The organism is Caballeronia glathei, assembly GCF_000698595.1.
In the GTDB taxonomy this organism is placed as follows: Bacteria; Pseudomonadota; Gammaproteobacteria; order Burkholderiales; family Burkholderiaceae; genus Caballeronia; species Caballeronia glathei.
This window is the reverse complement of record NZ_JFHC01000075.1, coordinates 1-21476: the sequence shown is the minus strand read 5'-3', so window position 1 is coordinate 21476 and position 21476 is coordinate 1. Positions and strand designations below refer to the sequence as shown.

The window sequence follows — 21476 nt, the reverse complement described above, 5'->3', positions numbered from 1 at the left end:
CGCGCGATGAAGCACGCGCCGCTCATCGTCCCGTCCGTCTCGGTGCGCCGCTACGACGCGGTGGAGGCGTCGGACGTGCACGATTTCCATCAGATCGTGCTCGGTCTCGACGGCGAGATGGCGATGGCGGTCGAAGGGCGCGAACAGCGCATCGACTGCCACGGCGCCTGGATCATTCCGGCGGGCGCACGGCACGAATACTGGGCGGCGGGTGAGAACCGGCAGCTGGTGCTCGATCTGCCGTTTTCGTCCGTGGCCGTGCCGGAGCGGTTTTTCGAGCGGGCGCGGGCAATCGGGATCGATCCGCAGGTGACGCGGCTCGTGCAGGGCGTGGCGATGGGCGTAAAAGCGCACGATACGGCGCTTGCGAACCGCTTCGCATGGCAGGCCGCGACGCATCTGTGCGGCGCGCTGATTTCGGATGCGCGTCTCGACGAAGCGCGCGGCCTCGACTTTGCCCGCATCGACCGCTGGCTGCGCGCGCAATTGTCCGAGCCGCTGCGCGTCGCCGATCTGGCCGCACATTGCGGCTTCGGCATGCGGCGCTTTCACCAGTTGTTCAACGAGGCATTCGGCGAAACGCCGCATCGCTACCTGAACCGGCTGCGGCTGGATGCGGCGCTCACGCTGCTCGCCGATCCGCGCGAGACGCTCTCGGATATCGCGCTCACGGTCGGTTTCGCCGACCAGAGCGCGTTCACCCATGCGTTCACGAAACGCTTCGGCATGGCGCCCGGGCAGTGGCGCAGCGGGCGGCACTGAGCGTCACCCGCCGCGGTTTCCTCCCGGTTCTTCGTTACGCGTTCAGCCCGCGCTCCAGATCGGCGCGGATGTCCGCTGCATTCTCCAGCCCGACCGCAAGCCGGATCAGCCCTTCCCGAATCCCCGCCGCTTCGCGCACTTCCGGCGTGAGACGGCCGTGCGTCGTCGTGGACGGATGCGTGATGGTCGTGCGCGTATCGCCGAGATTGCCGGTGATCGAGCAGAGCTTCGTCGAATCGATCACGCGCCATGCGTTCGCGCGCTGCTCCTCCTGCGTCGCGCCCTTCAGCTCGAACGAGACGATCGCGCCCCCCGCCTTCTGCTGCTTCTTCGCGATCGCGTACTGCGGATGCGACTCCAGCCCCGGGTAGAACACGCGGGCGACGGCCGGATGCGTCTGAAGCCAGCGCGCGATTTCGAGCGCATTCGCCGACTGTTTCTCGACGCGCAGCGACAGCGTCTCCATGCCCTTCAGCAGCACCCACGCGTTGAAGGCAGAGAGCGTCGGCCCGGCGCTGCGCACGAACGGAAACACCTTCTCCATGATGAACTGCTTTGAGCCGACGAGCGCGCCGCCGAGCACGCGGCCCTGGCCGTCGAGGAACTTGGTGGCCGAATGCATGACGACGTCCGCGCCGAGCTTGAGCGGCTGCTGCAGCGCCGGGCTGCAGAAGCAGTTGTCCACGACGAAGAGCACCCCCGCCGACTTCGCGATCTTGCCGATCGCTTCGATATCGGCGATTTCGGTCAGCGGGTTCGACGGTGTTTCGAGGAAGAACATCTTCGTCTCGGGGCGGATGGCGTTCTGCCACTCGTCGAGATTGGTCGGGTCGACGAACGTCGTCGTGATGCCGAACTTGGTGAAGATCTGCGTGAACATGCCGACCGTCGATCCGAACAGGCTTTTCGAGCTGACGAGGTGATCGCCCTGCTGCATCGTGCACATCACCACCGACATGATCGCGGCCATGCCGGACGCCGTCGCCATGCACGCCTCGCCGCCTTCGAGCGCGGCGAGGCGGTTCTGGAACATCGTGACGGTCGGATTCGTGAAGCGCGAGTACGTGTACGCCTCTTCCGCGTTCTTGAAGCGCTCGGCGGCTTCGGCGGCGCTCGAAAAGCAGAAGCTCGACGTGAGGAAGAGCGCTTCCGAATGCTCGTTGAAGTCGCTGCGCAGCGTGCCGGCGCGCACGGCGAGCGTATCGAAGTTCAGGTTGTCGTCCATGTTCGTGTTGTCCGTTCGTGTGTTCGTCGTTCCCTGTCTTGCCCGTAATCGCGCTGCAGGTCACAAGACGCAGGGCATAAAACGCAGGGCGCAAAAAAGCCCGCTTGTGCGTCGACAGAAGCGGGCTCGTGCGGAAAAGCGTGTCGCGGTGCGGTGTCGCCACCGTTTCGCTTTAGCTGTTTGGGGTTCGTGCCGCTGCCGGCATGGCCCCGCGTCCGCAAGCTGATCTCAAATCGACGCAAGTCCCGATGCTAACACGGCGCGGGCCAGGCCCGCACCGTGCCGGGCGGAGTTACTCCACCGACAACTGCAAGTGCAGTTGCGAGCGGGCCATGCCGCCGTCCTGCGCTTCGCTCGCGGCGTCACGGTCCGACTGCGACTGCGGTGCGAGGCGCGCGGTCTCGATGCGGTCGAGGTAGTCCGTCGTCACGTCGCCGGTGATGTAGTTGCCGTCGAAGCACGACGCCTCGAACTCGCCGAGCGCCGGGTTGATGTCGCGGATCGCCTGCTTCAGGTCTTCCACGTCCTGGTAGACGAGGTAGTCGGCGCCGATCATGCGCGCCACTTCGTCGTCGGTGCGGCCGTGTGCGACGAGTTCGCCGCGCGTCGGCATGTCGATGCCGTACACGTTCGGGAACTTCACCGGCGGCGCCGCGGACGCGAAAATCACCGTCTTCGCGCCGGCATCGCGTGCCATCTGCACGATTTCATGCGAAGTCGTGCCGCGCACGATCGAGTCGTCGACGATCAGCACATTCTTGCCCTTGAACTCGATGCCCATCGCGTTCAGCTTCTGGCGCACCGATTTCTTGCGCACCGCCTGGCCCGGCATGATGAACGTGCGGCCGACGTAGCGGTTCTTGAAGAAGCCCTCGCGGTACTCCACGCCGAGCTTCGCCGCGACCTGCATCGCCGCGGGGCGCGACGAATCGGGAATCGGCATCACGACGTCGATCGGCACGTCGGGCAGCACGCGCCTGATCTTCTCGGCGAGGTAGTCGCCCATGCGCAGGCGCGCGTTGTAGACCGGCACGCCGTCGAGGCACGAATCCGGGCGCGCGAGATAAACGAGTTCGAAGATGCAGGGGTTCAGCGACGGCTTGTCGGCGCACTGATGGCTGTGCAGGTTGCCGTCGTTGTCGATGAAGATCGCTTCGCCCGGCTCCACGTCGCGCACGAACTCGAAGCCGATGCCCTCCACCGCCACCGATTCCGACGCCACCATCCATTCGACGCCGGTCGCCGTTTCCAGCTTGCCGATCACGAGCGGACGGATGCCGAACGGATCGCGGAACGCGACGAGCCCGTAGCCCGCGATCAGCGAGACGATCGCATACGACCCCTTCACCCGCCGGTGCACGCCGGAGACGGCCTTGAAGAGCGCGGCCGGATCGAGCTGCAGGCCGGAGCTTGCGAGCTGCAGTTCGTGCGCGAACACGTTGAGCAGCACTTCGGTGTCGGAGGCGGTGTTGATGTGCCGGCGGTCGATCCGGAACATCTCGTCCTTCAGTTGCAGCCAGTTGGTCAGGTTGCCGTTGTGGGCGAGGATGAGGCCGAACGGTGCGTTCACGTAGAACGGCTGGGCTTCTTCCTCGCTCGACGCGGAACCGGCCGTCGGATAGCGCACCTGACCGATGCCCACGTTGCCCGGCAGGCTGCGCATGTTGCGCGTGCGGAACACGTCGCGCACCATGCCGTTCGCCTTGTGCATGTGGAAATTATTGCCGTTCGCCGTGGCGATGCCGGCGGCGTCCTGACCGCGATGCTGCAGAAGCAGCAGGCTGTCATAGATCAGCTGGTTGACGGGGCTTTGGGAAACTACACCTACGATGCCGCACATGGCATGTCCTTCAAAGAGTCGAAACGGGTCCAGAGGCGTGTCGGAACGACGGGATGCGGGCCGGCGGAACCGGGCACAAGGCCGCATCGGCAGCGCGCCGATCCGTCGCGGTTCCTCGTGTAGCCAGCCGTTCGTTATTGTGCGCTGTCTCGCGCAACGTCGCTCGGGACGTCCGATGAGGTGTGCACATACGCGGCGAGCGTATCGGGAAGCAGCGGTTTCAATTCGCGCACGCCTTGCTCGGCAACCGGCCTGAGCAGCGCATTGCGCCAAAATTCCTTCTGCGGCAGTTCGGTCAAGCCTGCGAGGGCGACCAGCACCACTACCAATATAGCGCCTCTCGCGAGGCCGAACAGCAATCCCAGCGACCGGTCCACGCCGCGCAGACCCGTGACTTCGGTGATCCGCGTGAGCAGCGCCGACAGCACGCTCGAAACCAGCAGCACCGCCGCGACGACCAGCAGGAACGCGATCAGCCATTGCGTCAGCGCGCCGCCCGGCCAGTTGGCCGGAATATAGGGCACGACGACGCCCACGAAATGCCCGGCGATGAAGAGCGCCGCAATCCAGCCGATCAGTCCGAACGCCTCGGCGAGCAACCCGCGCCACATGCCGCGCGTGGCGGAAAGGCCGATGACGGCCATCACCGCGTAATCGAAGCTCGTAAACATCGGGCGGCTAGTTCGCCGACGACTTGTTGCCGCCGCCGAGACCCGCCTGGCGCACCTTCACGAGCGCCGCCGAGGCAGCCGCGCGGTCGGCGAACGGGCCGGCGCGCAACAGCGTGCGCGTGGAGCCGTCCGCCTGCTTGCGGTGCTCGGTATATGCGGGCACACCGGCCGACTTCAACTTCGCGACCCAGTTCTGCGCGGCGGCTTCGTCGTCGAACGTGCCGATCTGCACGACGAAACGGCTCCCCGGCGGTGAGGACGGGGTGTTCGCGGTGCTTGCATTCGTGTTCGCGTTGACTTCCTCCGACGCATCGGCGGCCGGCTTCGCGTGCTGGCTCGCGACGGCGGCGGGCGGCGCGGCAGCGGGCTTCGGCTCCGCCTTGGCCTGTGCCTTCGGCTCGGGCTTCGCCTGCGCGGCGGCCGTGTCGGGTACCTTCGCTTGCGGCGCTTTCGATTCAGCCGCCTTCGTCTCGGGCCTCGTTTCCGGCTTCGCCACGCCGGCGGCGGCGTTGGCGGAGGTATTGGGAGCGGTGTTGTCGGCGGCGGGCGCCGGGCCGTCGGGCGCGACGCCAGCCTGCGTGTCCACGTCGGCCGGTGCCTTGCTGCCCGCCTTCGCGGCCGGCGCGGGGCGGTTCGGAATGTCGATGGCGATGTCGTCGGTGACCGGCTTCGGCCGCGAATCGAGCACCATCGGCAGGACGATCACGGCGGCGAGCACCAGAGCGACCGCGCCGACGAGGCGGCGGCGGGCCCGCTGTTTTTCAGGAAGCGTGGGGTCGAGCATCATGGCGTCGGCGTCGGGGCGCTCGGTGCGCCGGGTCCGGCGCTCCGTACGGACCGTCTGACGCGAGCCGCGTGAGGAGTCGGAATATGCGTCGCGACCGGAAGGTGCGTCGTCTTTCTTGCCGAACGAGAAAAGTCCCATGTATGGCTAGGTGCGAGAGGCTTGACGGCCATCCGTCTCAGTGATGCTGCGATTTTCGGTAGGCCATCACGCCGGCTACCGTATAGAAACTGCCGAAAACCAAAATTCTATCATTTTCGGACGCTCTCTTTAGCGCGTCTTGAAAAGCTTCGGCGGGCGCTGCAAATCGTGTAACGCTGCTGTCGGCGCTGTCGTTGACGCCGGCATCGCGCAGCGCCGTCTCCAGCGCGCCGGGCGACGCGGCCCGCGGCGTCGGCAGCCCGGTGACGTTCCAGTGGTCGATTTCACCCCGCACCTCCGACACGACTCCCGCGATGTCCTTGTCGCCCATTGCTCCGAACACCGCGTAGGTGTACGGGAAATAGCCCATGTTGCCGAGGTTTTGCGCGAGAACGGCGGCGGCGTGCGGGTTGTGGGCGACGTCGAGGATGATCTGCGGCTTGCCCGGCAGCACCTGGAAGCGGCCCGGCAGCTCGACGTTCGCGAGCCCGAGGCGAATGTCCTGCGCCGACACCGGAATGCGCTCGCGCAACGCTTCGAGCGCGGCGAGCGCGGCCGACGTATTGATCAGCTGATTGGCGCCGCGCAGCGCCGGATAGGCGAGCGCGGCACGGCGCTGCGACCGCCCGATGTAGCTCCACTGCTGGCGCTCGTTGCCCGGCTGCGCCTCGTAACGGAAATCGCGCCCGACGAGCCACAAATCGGCGCCGACCGTCCGCGCATGGTCGATCAGGCTCTGCGGCGGCGACGGGTCGCCGCAAACCGCCGGCTTGCCCGCGCGGAAGATGCCCGCCTTCTCGAAACCGATCTTCTCGCGTGTATCGCCGAGGTACTCGGTGTGGTCGATGTCGATGCTGGTCACGATCGCGCAGTCGGTATCGATGATGTTCACCGCGTCGAGCCGCCCGCCCAGACCGACTTCGAGGATGACCGCATCGAGCCCGCGCGACGCGAAAAGCCGCAGGATCGCGAGCGTGGTGAATTCGAAGTAGGTCAGCGAAACCGGCTCCGTCAGGCTCGCACGCGCCTTTTCCACTGCTTCGAAATGCTCGAGCAGGTCGGCGTCGGAGGCGTCCGCGCCGTTCACGCGCGCGCGCTCATTGAACGCGAGCAGATGCGGCGACGTGTGGCAACCCACGCGATAGCCCGCGCGCAGCAAAATGGTCTCGAGAATCGCGCAGGTCGAGCCCTTGCCGTTCGTGCCGCCGACCGTGATCACCGGGCAGTCGAAGGAGAGACCGAGCGCGTCCTTCACGCGGCCGATACGCGCGAGCCCCATGTCGATGCCGACCGGATGCGCGGATTCGAGATGCGCGAGCCACGCGTCGAGAGTGGGAAAAGTGGTCATTTCTTCGAATGTCAGGAAAACGGGCGCTCAAGCAAAACGCCGCGCGAGAACCAGGTGGTTGCTCGCGCGGCGCCGGTTCGCATGAAGCGTCAGGCGACCGAGTCGGCCGGCTGGCGCGTCATCAGCGCCATCAACTGCGCGATTTCTTCGCGCATCTTGCGGCGATCGACGATCATGTCGATCGCGCCCTTTTGCATCAGGAATTCCGCGCGCTGGAAACCTTCCGGCAGTTTCTCGCGCACCGTCTGCTCGATTACGCGCGGGCCCGCGAAGCCGATCAGCGCCTTGGGCTCGGCGATCACGACGTCGCCCAAAAACGCGAAGCTCGCGGAAACGCCGCCCATCGTCGGATCGGTCAGCACGGAGATGAACGGCAGCTTCGCTTCGGACAGCCTGGTCAGGAGCGCGGTGGTCTTCGCCATCTGCATCAGCGACAAGAGGCTTTCCTGCATGCGCGCGCCGCCCGAGGCCGTGAAGCAGATGAACGGCACGTTCTGCTCGATCGCGTTGCGCGCTCCACGCACGAAACGCTCACCGACCACCGAGCCCATCGAGCCGCCCATGAACGAGAACTCGAAGCACGCCACCACCACCGGCAGCGTGTGGATCGCCCCGCCCATCACGACCATGGCATCGGTTTCGTCGGTGTCCTCCATCGCCTCCTTCAGGCGATCCGGGTACTTGCGGCTGTCCTTGAACTTCAGCGCGTCGACCGGCAGCACTTCCTGGCCGATCTCGTAGCGGCCTTCCGGGTCGAGCAGCGCATCGAGCCGCTCGCGCGCGCCGATGCGCATGTGATGGCTGCATTTCGGGCAAACATGCAGATTCGCCTCGACGTCGTTGCGATACAGCACCGCTTCGCACGCCGGACACTTGATCCAGAGACCTTCGGGAATGCCCTTGCGGCTTTTCGGATCGGTTTGCTTGATCTTGGGCGGCAGCAATTTGTCGAGCCAGCTCATCGTTATTCCTTCCGTTTATTCGAACATCTCGGCATTTTCAGCCGAGATAGCGCGTTATTTTGCAGAATCGAGTGCCACGCGGACTTCCGCGATAAAGCGCGTCAGGGTGTCGGCGGCGTTTTCGGGCGAGGTTTCCTCAAGCAGCTTCACGAGGCGGCTGCCGATCACCACGGCATCCGAAACCTCCGCGACGGCTCGGGCGGTCTCGGCGTCGCGAATGCCGAATCCGACGCCCACCGGCAGGGGTACGTGCGCCTTGATCGCCGGGATTTTACCCGCGATGTCGGAAACGTCCAGATTCGCCGCGCCGGTCACGCCTTTCAGCGACACATAATAGACGTAGCCGCTCGCCACCTTGCCGACCGCCGCGATGCGCTCCTCGGTCGAGGTCGGCGCGAGCAGGAAGATCGGATCGATGCCGGCCTCGCGCATCGACTTGCCGAACTCCACGGCTTCCTCGGGCGGGTAATCGACCACCAGCACGCCGTCGACGCCCGCTTCCTTCGCCGCCTTCGCAAACGCCTCCGCGCCCATGCGCTCGATCGGATTTGCATATCCCATCAGCACGACGGGCGTCGTGTCGTTGGTTTCGCGAAAGCGCTTCACGTCGGCGAGCACGCTTTTCAGCGTCACGCCGCGCGCGAGCGCCCGCTCCGACGAGCGCTGGATCACGGGCCCGTCGGCCATCGGATCGGAGAACGGCACGCCCAGTTCGATCACGTCCGCGCCGCCCTTCGCGAGCGCGTGCATGAATTCGACCGTCTGTTCCGGGTTCGGGTCGCCGGCGGTGATGAACGGGATCAACCCCTTTTTGCCCTGCGCGGCGAGCGCCGCAAAAGTATTCTTGATACGAGACATGAGAATTTTCTCGGTAATCGTTGGTGCGCCTTCGTGCGCTGCGTTGGCGCGCCTTGGCGCGCTGCGTTAAAGCGCCTTGGTGCGCTGATGCCGTTGATGCCCGGGCCGCGCGGCGCGCCCGGGCGCAGTCAGCGACGCAAAGAGGTCATTCGGCTTCGGCGGCAGGGCTTGTTGTCGGCTCGACGACGGGTGCGCACGGGGTCGCGACCGATGGCGCGAGGCGAACCACCTTCGCGCCCGCGACGCGCTGTTCCGCAATCGCGCAATATTCGGCGTTGATTTCGTAACCGGTGAACTGGCGGCCGTGACGGGCGCATGCGACCGCCGTGGTGCCGCTGCCCATGAACGGATCGAGCACGCGGCCGCCCGGCGGGCAGCTCGCGAGCACCATGCGCTCGACGATTTCCAGAGGCTTCTGGGTCGGATGGTCGACGCGTTCGGCGTGTTGCCGATGCAGCCGCGACACCGACCAGACATCCTTGGGATTATAGCCAAGCTCAAGCCACTTGCTGCCCTCGAACAGCTTGCGCGAACGGGCCTTCTTGGTCGCTGCGTCGTAGGGGATACGCACCGGATCGAGATCGAAGTAGTAATCCTTCGATACCGCAAAATAACCGATGTTGTCGTGCACTGACGTATATTTGCGCGTCGTTCCGCCCATGCTCGGTACGCGCCGGTCCCAGACGATCTCGTTGACCATCATCAGGCGGCGCTTGAGGAACACGAACAGCTCGGGCGAGTATTGCCACGTGCAGAAGATATACAGCGAGCCACTCGCCTTGAGCTTCGGAATGGCAAGTTCGAGCCAGCCATACGTCCAGTCGAGAAACGCGTCGCCTGAAAGCATGTCCGAATCGTTGCCGTAGTCCTTGCCGAGGCCATAGGGCGGGTCCGCCACGATCAGGTCGATCGAGGCGTCCGGAATGCTCGCTGCATCGGTCAGAAAATCGCGGTTGCGGATGCCGATGTCGGGTTTGCCCTGCTGGAGGGCGCCCACCGACAACGGCTCGTCGATCACGTTGCGCATCGTGCGGGCGCTCAGAACCGGATGCCCGATCGCTCGGCGACCGTGTGCATGTCCTTGTCGCCACGGCCCGACAGGTTCACGAGCAGCACCTTGTCGCGCGGGAGCGTCTTCGCGAGCTTCGCGCCATAGGCGAGCGCGTGGCTCGATTCGAGCGCCGGAATGATCCCCTCGATGCGGCAGCAGTCGTGAAAGGCCTTCAGCGCCTCTTCGTCGGTGATGCCGACGTATTCCGCACGGCCTATGTCCTTCAGCCACGCATGCTCGGGACCGACGCCCGGATAGTCGAGACCGGCGGAAATCGAGTGCGTCTCGATGATCTGGCCGTTCTCGTCCTGCAGCAGATACGTGCGGTTGCCATGCAGCACACCCGGGCTGCCGCCCATCAGCGACGCAGCGTGACGGCCGGTCTCGATGCCGTCGCCTGCCGCTTCCACGCCGATGAGACGCACGGCTTCGTCGTCGATATACGGATAAAAGATGCCCATCGCGTTCGATCCGCCGCCAACGCACGCGATCACCGCGTCCGGCTGGCGTCCGGTCATTTCCGGCATCTGCACGCGGCATTCGTCGCCGATCACGCGCTGGAAGTCGCGCACCATCATCGGATACGGATGCGGCCCCGCCACCGTGCCGATGATGTAGAAAGTGTTTTCGACGTTCGTGACCCAGTCGCGCATCGCTTCGTTGAGCGCGTCCTTCAGCGTCTTCGAGCCCGATTCGACCGGCACGACCGTCGCGCCGAGCAGTTTCATCCGGTACACGTTGGCGGCCTGGCGGCGCACGTCCTCCGAACCCATGTACACGACGCATTCCATGCCGAAACGCGCGGCGATCGTGGCGGTGGCGACGCCGTGCTGCCCGGCGCCCGTCTCCGCGATCACGCGCGGCTTGCCCATCTTGCGCGCGAGCAGCGCCTGGCCGATCACGTTGTTCACCTTGTGCGCGCCCGTATGGTTCAGGTCTTCGCGCTTGAGATAAAGCTGCGCGCCGCCGAGCATCTCGCTCCAGCGCTTCGCGTGATATATCGGCGACGGCCGGCCGACATAGTGCTTCAGTTCGTATTCGTATTCGGCGATGAACTCGGGGTCCGTGCGGGCCACGTCATATGCTTCGCGAAGTTCGTCGAGCGCATGAATCAGCGTTTCTGAGACGAACACGCCACCATATTGGCCGAAATGGCCTCTTTCGTCGGGTAAGTTGTACATTGCGTCACTCTCTCGGTGTGCGTGGCGAAGCTGGGCCGCCACGCGCGATTCACCCGGCGTCCGCTTCGCGCACCGCACGCACGAACGCCGCCATTCGGGCGTGATCCTTCACGCCCTTGGCGCCCGGCACCTCGATGCCGCTGGAGACATCGACTGCAAACGGGCGCACTCGCTGGATTGCCTCAGAAACGTTTTGCGCGTTCAACCCACCACTCAAAACGGCCCGATGCCCGAGATCTGAAGGGATAAGTGACCAATCGAAGACCTTTCCGCCGCCGCCGAAGCCCTCGACGAGCGCGTCGAGCAGAAGGCCGCTGGCTGCTGAATAATTAAGAGATGATTCTACCAAATCGGCCGCTGTCGCATTCGATCCGACGCGAATTGCGCGCCACCACGGCAGTCCGGCGATGTCCGCGAGCTGATCGCATTGCGCGGGCGTTTCGTCGCCGTGAAACTGGAGCAGCGAGAGCCGGACGTTCGATGTCACCTCGCGCACCCAGTCGGGGCTCGCGTTGACGAACAAGCCGACCGCCGAAACGAGCGGCGGCACGTGCCGGATCAGATCCACGGCCTGCGACACGCTCACCGAACGCGGGCTTGGCGGATAGAACACGAAGCCGACGGCGTCGGCGCCCAGGGCGACCGCGTGCTGCACGTCCTCGGGCCTGGAAAGGCCGCAAAGCTTGATTCTGGTACGACGGGGTACTTGGCTGGTCATTTCGATTCTGCCCAGACCGCGCTCCACGGCATGCTGCCCAGGTGCGGCGCGGGCACCGCAAAGTTTTCAGGATAACCGACCTCGGCCAGATAGAGGCCGTCGGGCATGAAAGTCGGCGCGGCCGCCTTGCGGTCGCGTGCGTCCAGCACCTCGGCCATCCACGACGCCGGGTGCCGCCCGCGCCCGATTGCAACGAAACAGCCCATCAGGTTGCGCACCATGTGGTGCAGGAACGCGTTCGCGCGAAAGCGGAAGTGGATGAAATCGCCCTGCTCGCGGATGTCGATCTGGTGCAGATGCTTGACCGGCGTCTTCGACTGGCAATCGGCCGCGCGAAAGGACGAAAAGTCGTGTTCGCCGATGAGGCATGCGACGGCGTCGCGCATCGCCTGCGTGTCGAGCGGGGTGTGCACCCAGCCGGCACGGGCCGCGAGCATCGGTGAGCGTACCGGATTCACGTACAGCACGTAGTAATACGTGCGCTCGAAGGCGGCGAAACGCGCGTGGAAATCGTCCGGCATCGGTTTCGCCCACCGCACCGCGACGCTCGACGGCAGAAAGGCGTTCGTGCCGCGCACCCACGAGAACGCTTCGCGGTCGAGGTCGGTATCGAAATGGACGACCTGCCCGAGACCGTGGACGCCCGTATCCGTGCGCCCCGCGACGACCGTATGGAGCGGCGTCTGCGCGAATTCGGCAAGCGCGCGCTCCAGTTCGTTCTGCACGGTCTTGCCGTGCGGCTGCGACTGCCAGCCGCAAAACGCCGCTCCGTCGTACTGGACGCCCAACGCGATGCGCATGTCAGGAAAGCGGCGCGAGCGTCGACAGGAGCGCGGCGGCTTGCGGCCGCGTCGCGGGATCGTTCGCGTCGATCACCTCCTGCAGCAGGGTGCGCGCGCCCGCCAGATCGCCGAGGTCGATGTATTCGGCGGCCAGTTCGAGCTTGTTGCGGGCAATCGTGGCGATTTGCTCGGGCGTCAGGGCGGGCAGCGGCTCCGTCTCGCTCGTCGCCGGGGCGAGATCGAATGCGAGGCGCATCGGGCCGAACGTCGGCGCGCCGAGGCCGGCCACCGACGCCGGACCGGCCGTGCCCGCTTCGATCTCCTGCGCGGCGGATGGCGGCTTCGGCGGCTCGGCGATCGATTCGGACTGGCGTTGCAGAACATCCGGCTCGGCGACCGGCTGCGGCCTGACGGGTTCGGGCGTGATCGCGGTGTCGGCGGTTGCAGGGGCCGGCTCGCGCGGGCGCACGGTGATGTCGGGTTTGGTCAGCGGCTGGGGGACGACCGGCTCGGGCGTGATCGGCGATTCGTGCTCCGTCTTCGCGACGGCTGCGTCAGCGGGTGCCGCTGACAGCTCGCGACGCGGCGGCAAGCCGAGATCCAGCGAATCGAGCGCTTCGATCGCCTCGCGCGGGAATTTGGGTTGCGGAAAGCGGGCGACGGGCGTGGGTTCGTCGTCGGCTTCGAGGTCAGGGACGGTTTCGGCTTCTCGGGCTTCGGCCTCACGAGCTTCGGCTTCTCGGGCTTCCGCTTCTCGGGCTTCCGCTTCTCGGGCATCCGCTTCTCGGGCATCCGCCGCGTCTCGCGCTTCGGCTTCGCGCGCCGCGCTTTCCCGTTCTGCGGCCTCCCGGGCTTCAGCCTCGCGGGTGGCGGCTTCCCGCGCCTCCGCCTCGGCAACGGCCGCGCTTCGTAGCGGCGGCATGAAATCGCGATGGCGCGCAGCAGGCGCCTCCGGCATGAACGGCGCCGGCCGCGACGCTACCTCCTCGCGCGACGCGACCGGCGCCGCAGCGCCAGAAGCGGAAGTCCCGGCATCTTTCGCGCGATCGAGGGCTTCGGCGGCAGGCGGCTCGTCGTCGGTGGGCGCTGCGAATGATTGCGCCGCGTCGTAGCTTTCGAGGCTCGCCGCGACCGCGTTCAATTCCGCCTGGTCGCGCTGCACGGATGTGCCTTCCAGACCGGCATCGCGCGCGGCACCCACATTCGCCACGGCCGACACGGCCGGCGAAGGAACATTCGACGGCGCCGCGTCGCGCGACCGGGTATCGGCGGCAGCGGCGCGACGGCGCTTCCCGGCGCGCACGAAGAACAACAACAACAGCACGGCCAGAACCGCGGCAGCCGCGGCAATCGTCATGGGGTTGAACGGCTGGGTTGCGGCGCGCGTGCTGTCGGCGCCGGCGATACTGCCCGCCAGCGCAGCCGACGCACCGGCCCCGGCTGCGGGTTCGGACGCGGCCGGCGCCTCGGCCGCAACGCTCGCGCCCGGTGCGGACGCCGCGCTCTGGACGCCCGCGCCGGTCTCCGCAGCTGTCGATGCCGCTGCCTCCGGCGCTGGCGCAACCGCCGCCGCGCCAGCCGATGCTTGCGCCGACGCCGGAGCGGACGCCGCGCCGCTCTCGGCCGCCTCTGGCGCCGATGCCGCGCTCGCCGCCGACGCGCCGCCAAAATCCCCGGCCGGCACGTTCAGGACCGCGCCGAGCTTGAGCCGGCTGGGATCGTGTCCCATGAACGCGCCAGGATTCGCGTCGAAGAGCGCCCGCGACATCTTTTCGCGAATCGCACGGTCACGCGAGCCGGTGAGCTCGCCGGCAATATCGTTGAGCGACTGGCCTGGCTTGACGGTGTACTGCGTGCCGCCGGCAACCGCCGACGCCGCTTCGGAAACAGCCGCCGCGCCGCTCGCCTGCGCCCGCGCATCGCCCGCATTCCATCCGAGCGTCACGCACGCCGCGCCCAGCAAGGCAGCGAGCGCAGCGCGCGGCGCACGCGATGACGGGATGAGTGGCCGACGGGGTCGAAGGGTCATTGAGGCTCCAGGCGCGTCGATGAAGGGAAGAGGTAGAAACCAGCGCGAAAAACAAAAAGCGCCGCGAAAAACGCGACGCTTTTCATGACTCCGCGCGTCGTTGGCGCGTAGTTTACTTTACTTGTCGAGCAGGATGCGAAGCATGCGGCGCAGCGGCTCGGCCGCGCCCCACAGCAGCTGATCGCCGACCGTGAACGCGGACAGATATTCGCCGCCCATCGCGAGCTTGCGCAGACGGCCGACCGGGACCGTGAGCGTACCCGTCACGACGGCCGGCGACAGATCGCGCATCGACGCTTCGCGCTCGTTCGGCACGACCTTCACCCAGTCGTTCGCCGACGCCAGGATGCCGTGCACTTCGTCGAGCGGCACGTCACGGCGCAGCTTGATGGTCAGCGCCTGCGAATGGCAACGCATCGCGCCGATGCGCACGCACAGGCCGTCGACCGGCACCGAGCCCGGCTGGCCCATCGCCGGCTTGCCGAGAATCTTGTTGGTTTCGGCGCCGCCCTTCCACTCTTCCTTCGACATGCCGTTGCCGAGGTCCTTGTCGATCCACGGAATCAGCGAGCCGGCGAGCGGCACGCCGAAGTTGTCGGTCGGCATGGCGTCGCTGTTCATCGCGGCGGACACGCGGCGGTCGATGTCGAGAATCGCCGACGACGGATTCGCCAGCTCGTCCTTCACCGCGCCGTGGAGCGTGCCCATCTGGCTCAGCAACTCGCGCATGTTCTGCGCGCCCGCGCCGGATGCGGCCTGGTAGGTCATGGCCGTCGTCCATTCGACGAGGTTCTCGCGGAACAGGCCGCCGAGCGCCATCAGCATCAGGCTGACCGTGCAGTTGCCGCCGATGAAGTCCCGGCCGCCCTTGACGAGCGAATCCTTGATGACGTTCAGGTTCACCGGATCGAGGATGATGACCGCGTCGTCCTTCATGCGCAGCGACGAGGCCGCGTCGATCCAGTAGCCCTTCCAGCCGGCCGCGCGCAGTTTCGGATACACGTCGTTCGTGTAGTCGCCGCCCTGGCAGGTGATGATGGCGTCGCACTTCTTCAGGTCGTCGATGCTTGTCGCATCCTTCAGCTTCGTCTCGTTTTTGGCGAACGACGGCGCATTGCCGCCCGCATTGCTGGTGCTGAAAAACACCGGTTCGATCAGATCGAAATCACCTTCCTGCTGCATGCGCTGCATCAGGACGCTGCCGACCATGCCCCGCCAACCAACGAGACCTACGTTCATGACTAACCCTTGAAGTGGACGCTTCCCCGCATCTTTACCCGGCGTGGCCGCGCGGGGAAGACGGGCGGACACGACGGACGATCAGCGAATCGTGATCGTTTTGTGGGAGATTTTCGTAATGCGCTTGGCTGCGCCAATGCGCGTGCTGATGGCGAGACCGATCGCGCGGGCCGTTTCGCCGCGTGAGATCGAGTCCAGAGAGATTTGAGAGATCTTCGCCATAACAATGGAGTCTACACGATAACCTGCTGTTTCCGCCTTCTCGCGGCGCGAATCGCTGCATTTCACGTGGATCGTGCGGGATAAGCGCCGAAAAGAGATGTTTTCACGCGTTTCGGCGGCGCACGGAAAGCGCAGCCGAAACGCGTTGCGCTCAGAGCGCCGCGAGAACCGCGTCGCCCATTTCCTTCGTGCCGACGGTGCGGCCGTCCTGCGTCGCGATGTCGCCCGTGCGGTAGCCCTGTTCGAGCACCTTTTTCACGGCGTTCTCGACGCGATCCGCCTGCTCCGTCTTGCCAAGCGAATAGCGCAGCATCATCGCCGCCGACAGGATAGTCGCGAGCGGATTGGCCACACCCTTGCCCGCGATGTCCGGCGCCGAACCGTGCGACGGCTCGTACAGGCCCTTGTTGTTCTTGTCGAGCGAGGCCGACGGCAGCATGCCGATCGAGCCCGTGAGCATGGCGGCTTCGTCCGAGAGGATGTCGCCGAACATGTTGCCGGTCACGACGACGTCGAACGCCTTCGGCGCCTTCACGAGCTGCATCGCGGCGTTGTCCACGTACATGTGCGACAGCTCGACGTCCGCGTATTCCTTCGACACGTCGATCATCACGTCGCGCCACAGTTGCGACGTTTCCAGCACGTTCGCCTTGTCGACACTCGTCAGCTTCTTCTGGCGCTTCTGCGCCGCCTGGAACGCAACGTGCGCGATGCGGCGCACTTCGGGCTCCGAATAGCGCATCGTGTCGAAGCCTTCCTTCGCGCCTTCGAACAGGCCGTCCGGCGACGAACGCACGCCGCGCGGCTGGCCGAAGTAGATGTCGCCGTTCAGTTCGCGAATGATCAGGATGTCGAGGCCCGCCACGATCTCAGCCTTCAGCGACGACGCCGCCGTCAGTTGCGGATAGCAGATCGCCGGACGGAAATTCGCGAACAGCTGCAGGTGCTTGCGCAGGCCCAGGATGGCCTGCTCGGGGCGCAGTGCGCGTTCCAGCGAATCGTATTTCCAGTCACCGACCGCACCGAACAGGATCGCGTCGGCCTCTTTCGCCAGCGCGAGCGTGGCGTCCGGCAGCGGATGCCCTTTCGCCTCGTAGCCCGCGCCGCCGACGGGCGCCTCTTCGAGCTCGAACTTTTCGCCCAGCGCGTTCAGAACCTTGACGGCCTCTTTCGTGATTTCCGGACCGATGCCATCGCCGGGCAGCACTGCAATCTTCATATTGTGTCTCGGTTGGTTGCGTAGTTATTCGAAGCGTTGTCCGACGGGTTATCCGACGAGCCGGTTGTTGAGCCACGGCTGCTTCGCCAGGCGCTCGGCCTCGAACTGGCGGATCTTGTCCGCGTGACGCAGCGTGAGGGCGATGTCGTCGAAGCCGTTCAGCAGGCAGAACTTGCGAAAACCCGGCACTTCGAACGAATACTTGGTGCCGTCGCCGACGCGCACGATCTGGCGCTCCAGATCGATCGTCAGCTCGAAGCCCACGAACGCGTAGGTCTCGTTGAACAGCTTGTCCACCTGCTGCTCCGTCAGGACGATCGGCAAGAGGCCGTTCTTGAAGCAGTTGTTGTAGAAGATGTCGGCGAAACTCGGCGCGATGATCGCGCGAAAGCCGTATTGGTCGAGCGCCCACGGCGCGTGCTCGCGCGAACTGCCGCAGCCGAAGTTCTTGCGCGTGAGCAGAATCGACGCGCCCTTGTAGCGCGGCTGGTTCAGCACGAAGTCGGGATTGAGCGGACGCTTCGAGTTGTCCTGACCCGGCTCGCCGCGGTCGAGGTAACGCCATTCGTCGAAGGCGTTCGGGCCGAAGCCCGTGCGCTTGATCGATTTCAGGAACTGCTTCGGAATGATCGCGTCCGTGTCGACGTTCTCGCGATCCAGCGGCGCCACGAGGCCGCTGTGAACAATGAATTTTTCCATGACGCTTTACCGGTTTGGGTTGGAAGTAGCCGCGAAGTGCTTACTTCGACGCCTTGTTGCTGATCGAGCCGCCGAGATGCTGCAGGTCCTCGCCGAAGCCGTGAACCGTGTTGCAACCGGCCAGGACGAAGAGCGATGCGATCAAGAATGCGATGCGCTTCATAGCTGGGTCTTTCCGTGAGGATCAGGCGAGCTTGCGGATGTCGACGAAATGGCCCTCGATCGCGGCCGCCGCCGCCATGGCCGGGCTCACGAGGTGCGTGCGCCCGCCCGCGCCCTGGCGCCCCTCGAAGTTGCGGTTCGACGTCGACGCGCAGCGCTCGCCCGGCTCGAGCCGGTCCGAGTTCATCGCGAGACACATCGAGCAGCCGGGTTCGCGCCATTCGAAACCCGCGTCGGTGAACACCTTGTCGAGCCCTTCGCGCTCGGCCTGCTGCTTGACGAGCCCCGAGCCCGGCACGACCATCGCGAGCCGGATGTTCGGCGCGACGCGGCGCCCGAGCGTCTTCACGACGTAAGCCGCCGCGCGCAGGTCTTCGATGCGCGCATTCGTGCACGAGCCGATGAAGATCTTGTCCGGCTTGATCGCCTCGATCGGCGTGTTCGGCTGCAGCGCCATGTATTGCAGCGCGCGTTCAATCGCGCCGCGCTTGACGGGGTCCTTTTCGCGTTCGGGATCAGGCACGCGGCCGTCGATCGACGTCACCATCTCCGGCGACGTGCCCCACGTCACCTGCGGCACGATCTCCGCGGCGTTGAGCTCGATCACGCGGTCGAAGTGCGCATCCGGGTCCGACTTGAACTCGCGCCAGTATTGCTCGGCCTGCTTGAATTCCGCACCCTGCGGCGAGTACGGGCGGTCCTTCAGGTAGTTGATCGTGGTGTCGTCGACGGCGACCATGCCTGCGCGTGCGCCCGCTTCGATCGCCATGTTGCAGACGGTCATGCGCCCTTCCATCGAGAGCGCGCGAATGGTCGAGCCGCCGAATTCGATTGCGTAGCCCGTGCCGCCCGCCGTGCCGATCTTGCCGATGATGGCAAGCACGATGTCCTTCGCGGTGCAGCCGCGCGGCAACGGGCCTTCCACCTTGACCAGCATGTTCTTGCTCTTTTTCTGGAGCAGCGTTTGCGTGGCAAGCACGTGCTCGACTTCGGACGTGCCGATGCCGTGCGCGAGCGCGCCGAACGCGCCGTGCGTGGACGTGTGCGAGTCGCCGCAGACAATCGTCATGCCAGGCAGCGTCGCGCCCTGCTCCGGCCCGATGATGTGGACGATGCCCTGGCGCAGGTCGTTCATCTTGAACTGGGTGATGCCGAACGAGTCGCAGTTGGCGTCGAGCGTATCGACCTGCAGCTTCGAGACCGGATCGGCGATGCCGTGCGAGCGGTCCGTGGTCGGCACGTTGTGATCGGACACCGCCAGGTTCGCGCTGATGCGCCACACCGGGCGCTGATGCAGCTTGAGACCCTCGAACGCCTGCGGGCTCGTCACCTCATGCAGCAAGTGCCGGTCGATGTAGAGGATGGACGTGCCATCGTCCTCGGTGTGGATCACGTGCGAATTCCACAGTTTGTCGTAGAGAGTCTGTGACATGGTGTGCGCTGTAGTAGTGAACTGCGGGGACTGTTCTCGATGTCGGTCGATTATGCCACGCGCGTGCCGCATTTGCTGCTGGCCGCGGGAAAAAACCGATAAGAAACAGTAGGTTGGCTGGTAGTTGCGCTACCTGTATGGCAGCTACCCGGATGGTGTCAGGCGTGTTCGGAAAGCTTGCAGAAGACAGGCGCACACGGACGGCCGGAGACCAAAAGCGTTTGGTTTCACAGGCTTGCGCAGTTCCCTGCATGCCGGACGTGAACGCGCCACGCGAAGTTTCGAGAGGCAAGCGGCTCGCACGGCCCCGACAATCAAGCCGTACCGCGAGCCGTACTTCGAGCCGCACTGCGCGGCCACTCGAAGGAAACCAAAACAAAAAGCCCCGGCGAAAACTCCGCCGGGGCTTTTGCAGGACGATAAGGCAGCCGCTTAACGCTTTTCGATGGCCTTCGCCTGACGCGGCGTCTCGCCGATGAACAACTGACGCGGACGACCGATCTTCTGTTCGGGATCGGCGATCATCTCGTTCCATTGTGCGATCCAGCCGACGGTACGCGCCATCGCGAAGATGCACGTGAACATCGACGTCGGGATGCCGAGCGCGCGCTGCACGATGCCCGAGTAGAAATCGACGTTCGGGTACAGCTTGCGCGACACGAAGTATTCGTCTTCCAGCGCGATCTTTTCCAGTTCCATCGCGAGCTTGAAGAGCGGGTCGTCGTGCAGGCCGAGTTCTTCGAGCACTTCATGGCACGTTTCGCGCATCAGCTTTGCACGCGGATCGTAGTTCTTGTACACGCGGTGGCCGAAGCCCATCAGCTTCACGCCCGAGTTCTTGTCCTTCACCTGCTTGATGAACTCGGGGATGTTGTCGACCGAGCCGATCTCCTCCAGCATGTTGAGCGCGGCTTCGTTCGCGCCGCCGTGCGCCGGGCCCCAGAGACACGCGATGCCGGCCGCGATACACGCGAACGGATTCGCACCCGACGAACCCGCGAGACGCACGGTCGAGGTCGAGGCGTTCTGTTCGTGGTCGGCGTGCAGGATCAGGATGCGGTCGAGCGCGCGCACGAGCACGTCGTTGACCTTGTACTCCTCGCACGGGTTCGCGAACATCATGTGCATGAAGTTCGCGCTGTACGACAGGTCGTTCTTCGGATAAACGAACGGCTGTCCGATGCTGAACTTGTATGCCATCGCCACCAGCGTCGGCAACTTCGCGATCATGCGGATCGCCGACACTTCGCGGTGGCGCGGGTCGTTGATGTTGAGCGAATCGTGATAGAACGCCGACAGCGCGCCGACAGCGGCGGTCAGCACGGCCATCGGGTGCGCGTCACGACGGAAGCCACGGAAGAAGAAGTGCATCTGCTCGTGCACCATCGTGTGGCGCGTGACCGTGTCGACGAACTCCTTGTTCTGCGCCGCGGTCGGCAACTCGCCCTTCAGCAGCAGATAGCACGTCTCGAGGAAGTCCGCATTGACGGCCAGTTGTTCGATCGGATAGCCGCGATAGAGCAGTTCGCCCTTGTCGCCATCGATATAGGTGATGGCCGAATTGCAGGCCGCCGTCGACATGAAGCCCGGGTCATACGTGAACTTGCCGGTCTGACCGTACAACTTGCGGATGTCGATCACGTCCGGGCCCATCGTGCCCTTATAGATCGGCATTTCGACGCTCGGCGAGTTGTCGCTGAACGAAAGCGTGGCTTTAACATCTGACGGGGTCATAGCACATCCTCAATCGAAGTATGAATACAGGTTCTCGATAATTTGCACGACGGAGCTGCGCGGCAAAACTGAAGTTTCAGGCGTTTTGCGAAACTCTGCTGAGATCACGCTGAACGCAGCATCCCGAGTACTCGGGTCATATCCGGCGAAGCCAGCTCGCCCTCAGGTTCCTTGCGCGCGAGCAGCAAGTCCATCAGGTCGTTGTCGCTCAGCTCCAGCAGACGGGTCAAAACGGCCACGTCGGCGTCACTGAGGTCATGCTCATATCGGCTGAAGAAACGCTCGAAGATCAGATCGTTTTCCAGCAGGCCGCGCCGCGCGCGCCAGCGAAGGCGTGCACGGCGTAGAGGGTCGGACTGATGCGGAGTGTCACCCATGGCAAAAGTCCATCTCAGACAGCACGGCGCACCATCAATT

The 21476-nt window shown here is 65.1% G+C and carries 21 protein-coding genes; 1 reads left to right on the top strand and 20 read right to left on the bottom strand.

The window, feature by feature from the left end; translation table 11 throughout:
• The first annotated feature begins 6 nt into the window (after positions 1 to 6).
• Positions 7 to 762: a helix-turn-helix transcriptional regulator gene (locus BG61_RS31820; protein WP_035927333.1), complete on the top strand. Its 756-nt coding sequence runs from the start codon at positions 7 to 9 to the stop codon at positions 760 to 762.
• Between the two features lie 34 nt (positions 763 to 796).
• Here the strand turns inward: BG61_RS31820 and BG61_RS31815 are convergent, their stop codons facing one another.
• The 20 genes from BG61_RS31815 to BG61_RS31730 form a co-directional block, all read right to left on the bottom strand.
• Positions 797 to 1987: an O-succinylhomoserine sulfhydrylase gene (locus BG61_RS31815; protein ID WP_035927337.1), complete on the bottom strand. Its 1191-nt coding sequence runs from the start codon at positions 1985 to 1987 to the stop codon at positions 797 to 799.
• A 292-nt stretch (positions 1988 to 2279) separates the two neighbouring features.
• Positions 2280 to 3827 (bottom strand): amidophosphoribosyltransferase, encoded by a 1548-nt coding sequence (gene purF, locus BG61_RS31810; RefSeq protein ID WP_035927339.1) that lies wholly within the window; start codon positions 3825 to 3827, stop codon positions 2280 to 2282.
• A gap of 134 nt (positions 3828 to 3961) precedes the next feature.
• The gene (locus BG61_RS31805; RefSeq protein ID WP_035927341.1) at positions 3962 to 4498 is read right to left on the bottom strand and encodes a CvpA family protein; all 537 of its coding nucleotides are present in this window, start codon (positions 4496 to 4498) and stop codon (positions 3962 to 3964) included.
• A gap of 7 nt (positions 4499 to 4505) precedes the next feature.
• Positions 4506 to 5423 carry an SPOR domain-containing protein gene (locus BG61_RS31800; RefSeq protein ID WP_035927344.1) on the bottom strand — a complete coding sequence of 306 codons (918 nt, stop codon included), beginning with the start codon at positions 5421 to 5423 and terminating at the stop codon, positions 4506 to 4508.
• Positions 5424 to 5460: 37 nt separating this feature from the next.
• On the bottom strand, positions 5461 to 6771 hold the full coding sequence (gene folC / locus BG61_RS31795; protein WP_035927347.1) for a bifunctional tetrahydrofolate synthase/dihydrofolate synthase: 1311 nt from the start codon (positions 6769 to 6771) through the stop codon (positions 5461 to 5463).
• Between the two features lie 89 nt (positions 6772 to 6860).
• On the bottom strand, positions 6861 to 7733 hold the full coding sequence (gene accD / locus BG61_RS31790; protein ID WP_035927350.1) for an acetyl-CoA carboxylase, carboxyltransferase subunit beta: 873 nt from the start codon (positions 7731 to 7733) through the stop codon (positions 6861 to 6863).
• A 54-nt stretch (positions 7734 to 7787) separates the two neighbouring features.
• Positions 7788 to 8591, bottom strand: coding sequence for a tryptophan synthase subunit alpha (gene trpA / locus BG61_RS31785; RefSeq protein WP_035927352.1), 804 nt, complete (start codon positions 8589 to 8591; stop codon positions 7788 to 7790).
• 145 nt (positions 8592 to 8736) lie between these two features.
• Positions 8737 to 9618 carry a DNA-methyltransferase gene (locus BG61_RS31780; RefSeq protein ID WP_232256002.1) on the bottom strand — a complete coding sequence of 294 codons (882 nt, stop codon included), beginning with the start codon at positions 9616 to 9618 and terminating at the stop codon, positions 8737 to 8739.
• Between the two features lie 11 nt (positions 9619 to 9629).
• A complete protein-coding gene (trpB, locus tag BG61_RS31775; protein WP_035927355.1) occupies positions 9630 to 10823 on the bottom strand; it encodes a tryptophan synthase subunit beta in 1194 nt (397 codons plus the stop codon).
• Between the two features lie 49 nt (positions 10824 to 10872).
• Positions 10873 to 11541, bottom strand: coding sequence for a phosphoribosylanthranilate isomerase (locus BG61_RS31770; protein ID WP_035927357.1), 669 nt, complete (start codon positions 11539 to 11541; stop codon positions 10873 to 10875).
• The gene (gene truA, locus BG61_RS31765) at positions 11538 to 12341 is read right to left on the bottom strand and encodes a tRNA pseudouridine(38-40) synthase TruA (protein ID WP_035927360.1); all 804 of its coding nucleotides are present in this window, start codon (positions 12339 to 12341) and stop codon (positions 11538 to 11540) included. The genes BG61_RS31770 and truA overlap by 4 nt, the downstream gene beginning before the upstream one ends.
• A gap of 1 nt (position 12342) precedes the next feature.
• Positions 12343 to 14352, bottom strand: a complete 2010-nt coding sequence (locus BG61_RS31760; protein ID WP_035927363.1) for a FimV/HubP family polar landmark protein — start codon at positions 14350 to 14352, stop codon at positions 12343 to 12345.
• A 117-nt stretch (positions 14353 to 14469) separates the two neighbouring features.
• The gene (gene asd, locus BG61_RS31755) at positions 14470 to 15591 is read right to left on the bottom strand and encodes an aspartate-semialdehyde dehydrogenase (RefSeq protein WP_035927366.1); all 1122 of its coding nucleotides are present in this window, start codon (positions 15589 to 15591) and stop codon (positions 14470 to 14472) included.
• 81 nt (positions 15592 to 15672) lie between these two features.
• Positions 15673 to 15879, bottom strand: a complete 207-nt coding sequence (locus BG61_RS42310; RefSeq protein WP_129572059.1) for a hypothetical protein — start codon at positions 15877 to 15879, stop codon at positions 15673 to 15675.
• Between the two features lie 85 nt (positions 15880 to 15964).
• The gene (leuB, locus tag BG61_RS31750) at positions 15965 to 17032 is read right to left on the bottom strand and encodes a 3-isopropylmalate dehydrogenase (protein ID WP_035927368.1); all 1068 of its coding nucleotides are present in this window, start codon (positions 17030 to 17032) and stop codon (positions 15965 to 15967) included.
• Positions 17033 to 17080: 48 nt separating this feature from the next.
• Positions 17081 to 17731, bottom strand: a complete 651-nt coding sequence (gene leuD / locus BG61_RS31745) for a 3-isopropylmalate dehydratase small subunit (protein ID WP_035927371.1) — start codon at positions 17729 to 17731, stop codon at positions 17081 to 17083.
• Between the two features lie 40 nt (positions 17732 to 17771).
• Positions 17772 to 17894, bottom strand: coding sequence for an entericidin A/B family lipoprotein (locus tag BG61_RS39725; protein WP_063177189.1), 123 nt, complete (start codon positions 17892 to 17894; stop codon positions 17772 to 17774).
• A gap of 21 nt (positions 17895 to 17915) precedes the next feature.
• On the bottom strand, positions 17916 to 19325 hold the full coding sequence (leuC, locus tag BG61_RS31740) for a 3-isopropylmalate dehydratase large subunit (RefSeq protein WP_035927374.1): 1410 nt from the start codon (positions 19323 to 19325) through the stop codon (positions 17916 to 17918).
• Positions 19326 to 19757: 432 nt separating this feature from the next.
• Positions 19758 to 21059: a citrate synthase gene (gltA, locus tag BG61_RS31735; RefSeq protein ID WP_035927377.1), complete on the bottom strand. Its 1302-nt coding sequence runs from the start codon at positions 21057 to 21059 to the stop codon at positions 19758 to 19760.
• Positions 21060 to 21163: 104 nt separating this feature from the next.
• Positions 21164 to 21436 (bottom strand): FAD assembly factor SdhE, encoded by a 273-nt coding sequence (locus BG61_RS31730; protein WP_035927379.1) that lies wholly within the window; start codon positions 21434 to 21436, stop codon positions 21164 to 21166.
• Positions 21437 to 21476 lie beyond the last annotated feature (40 nt).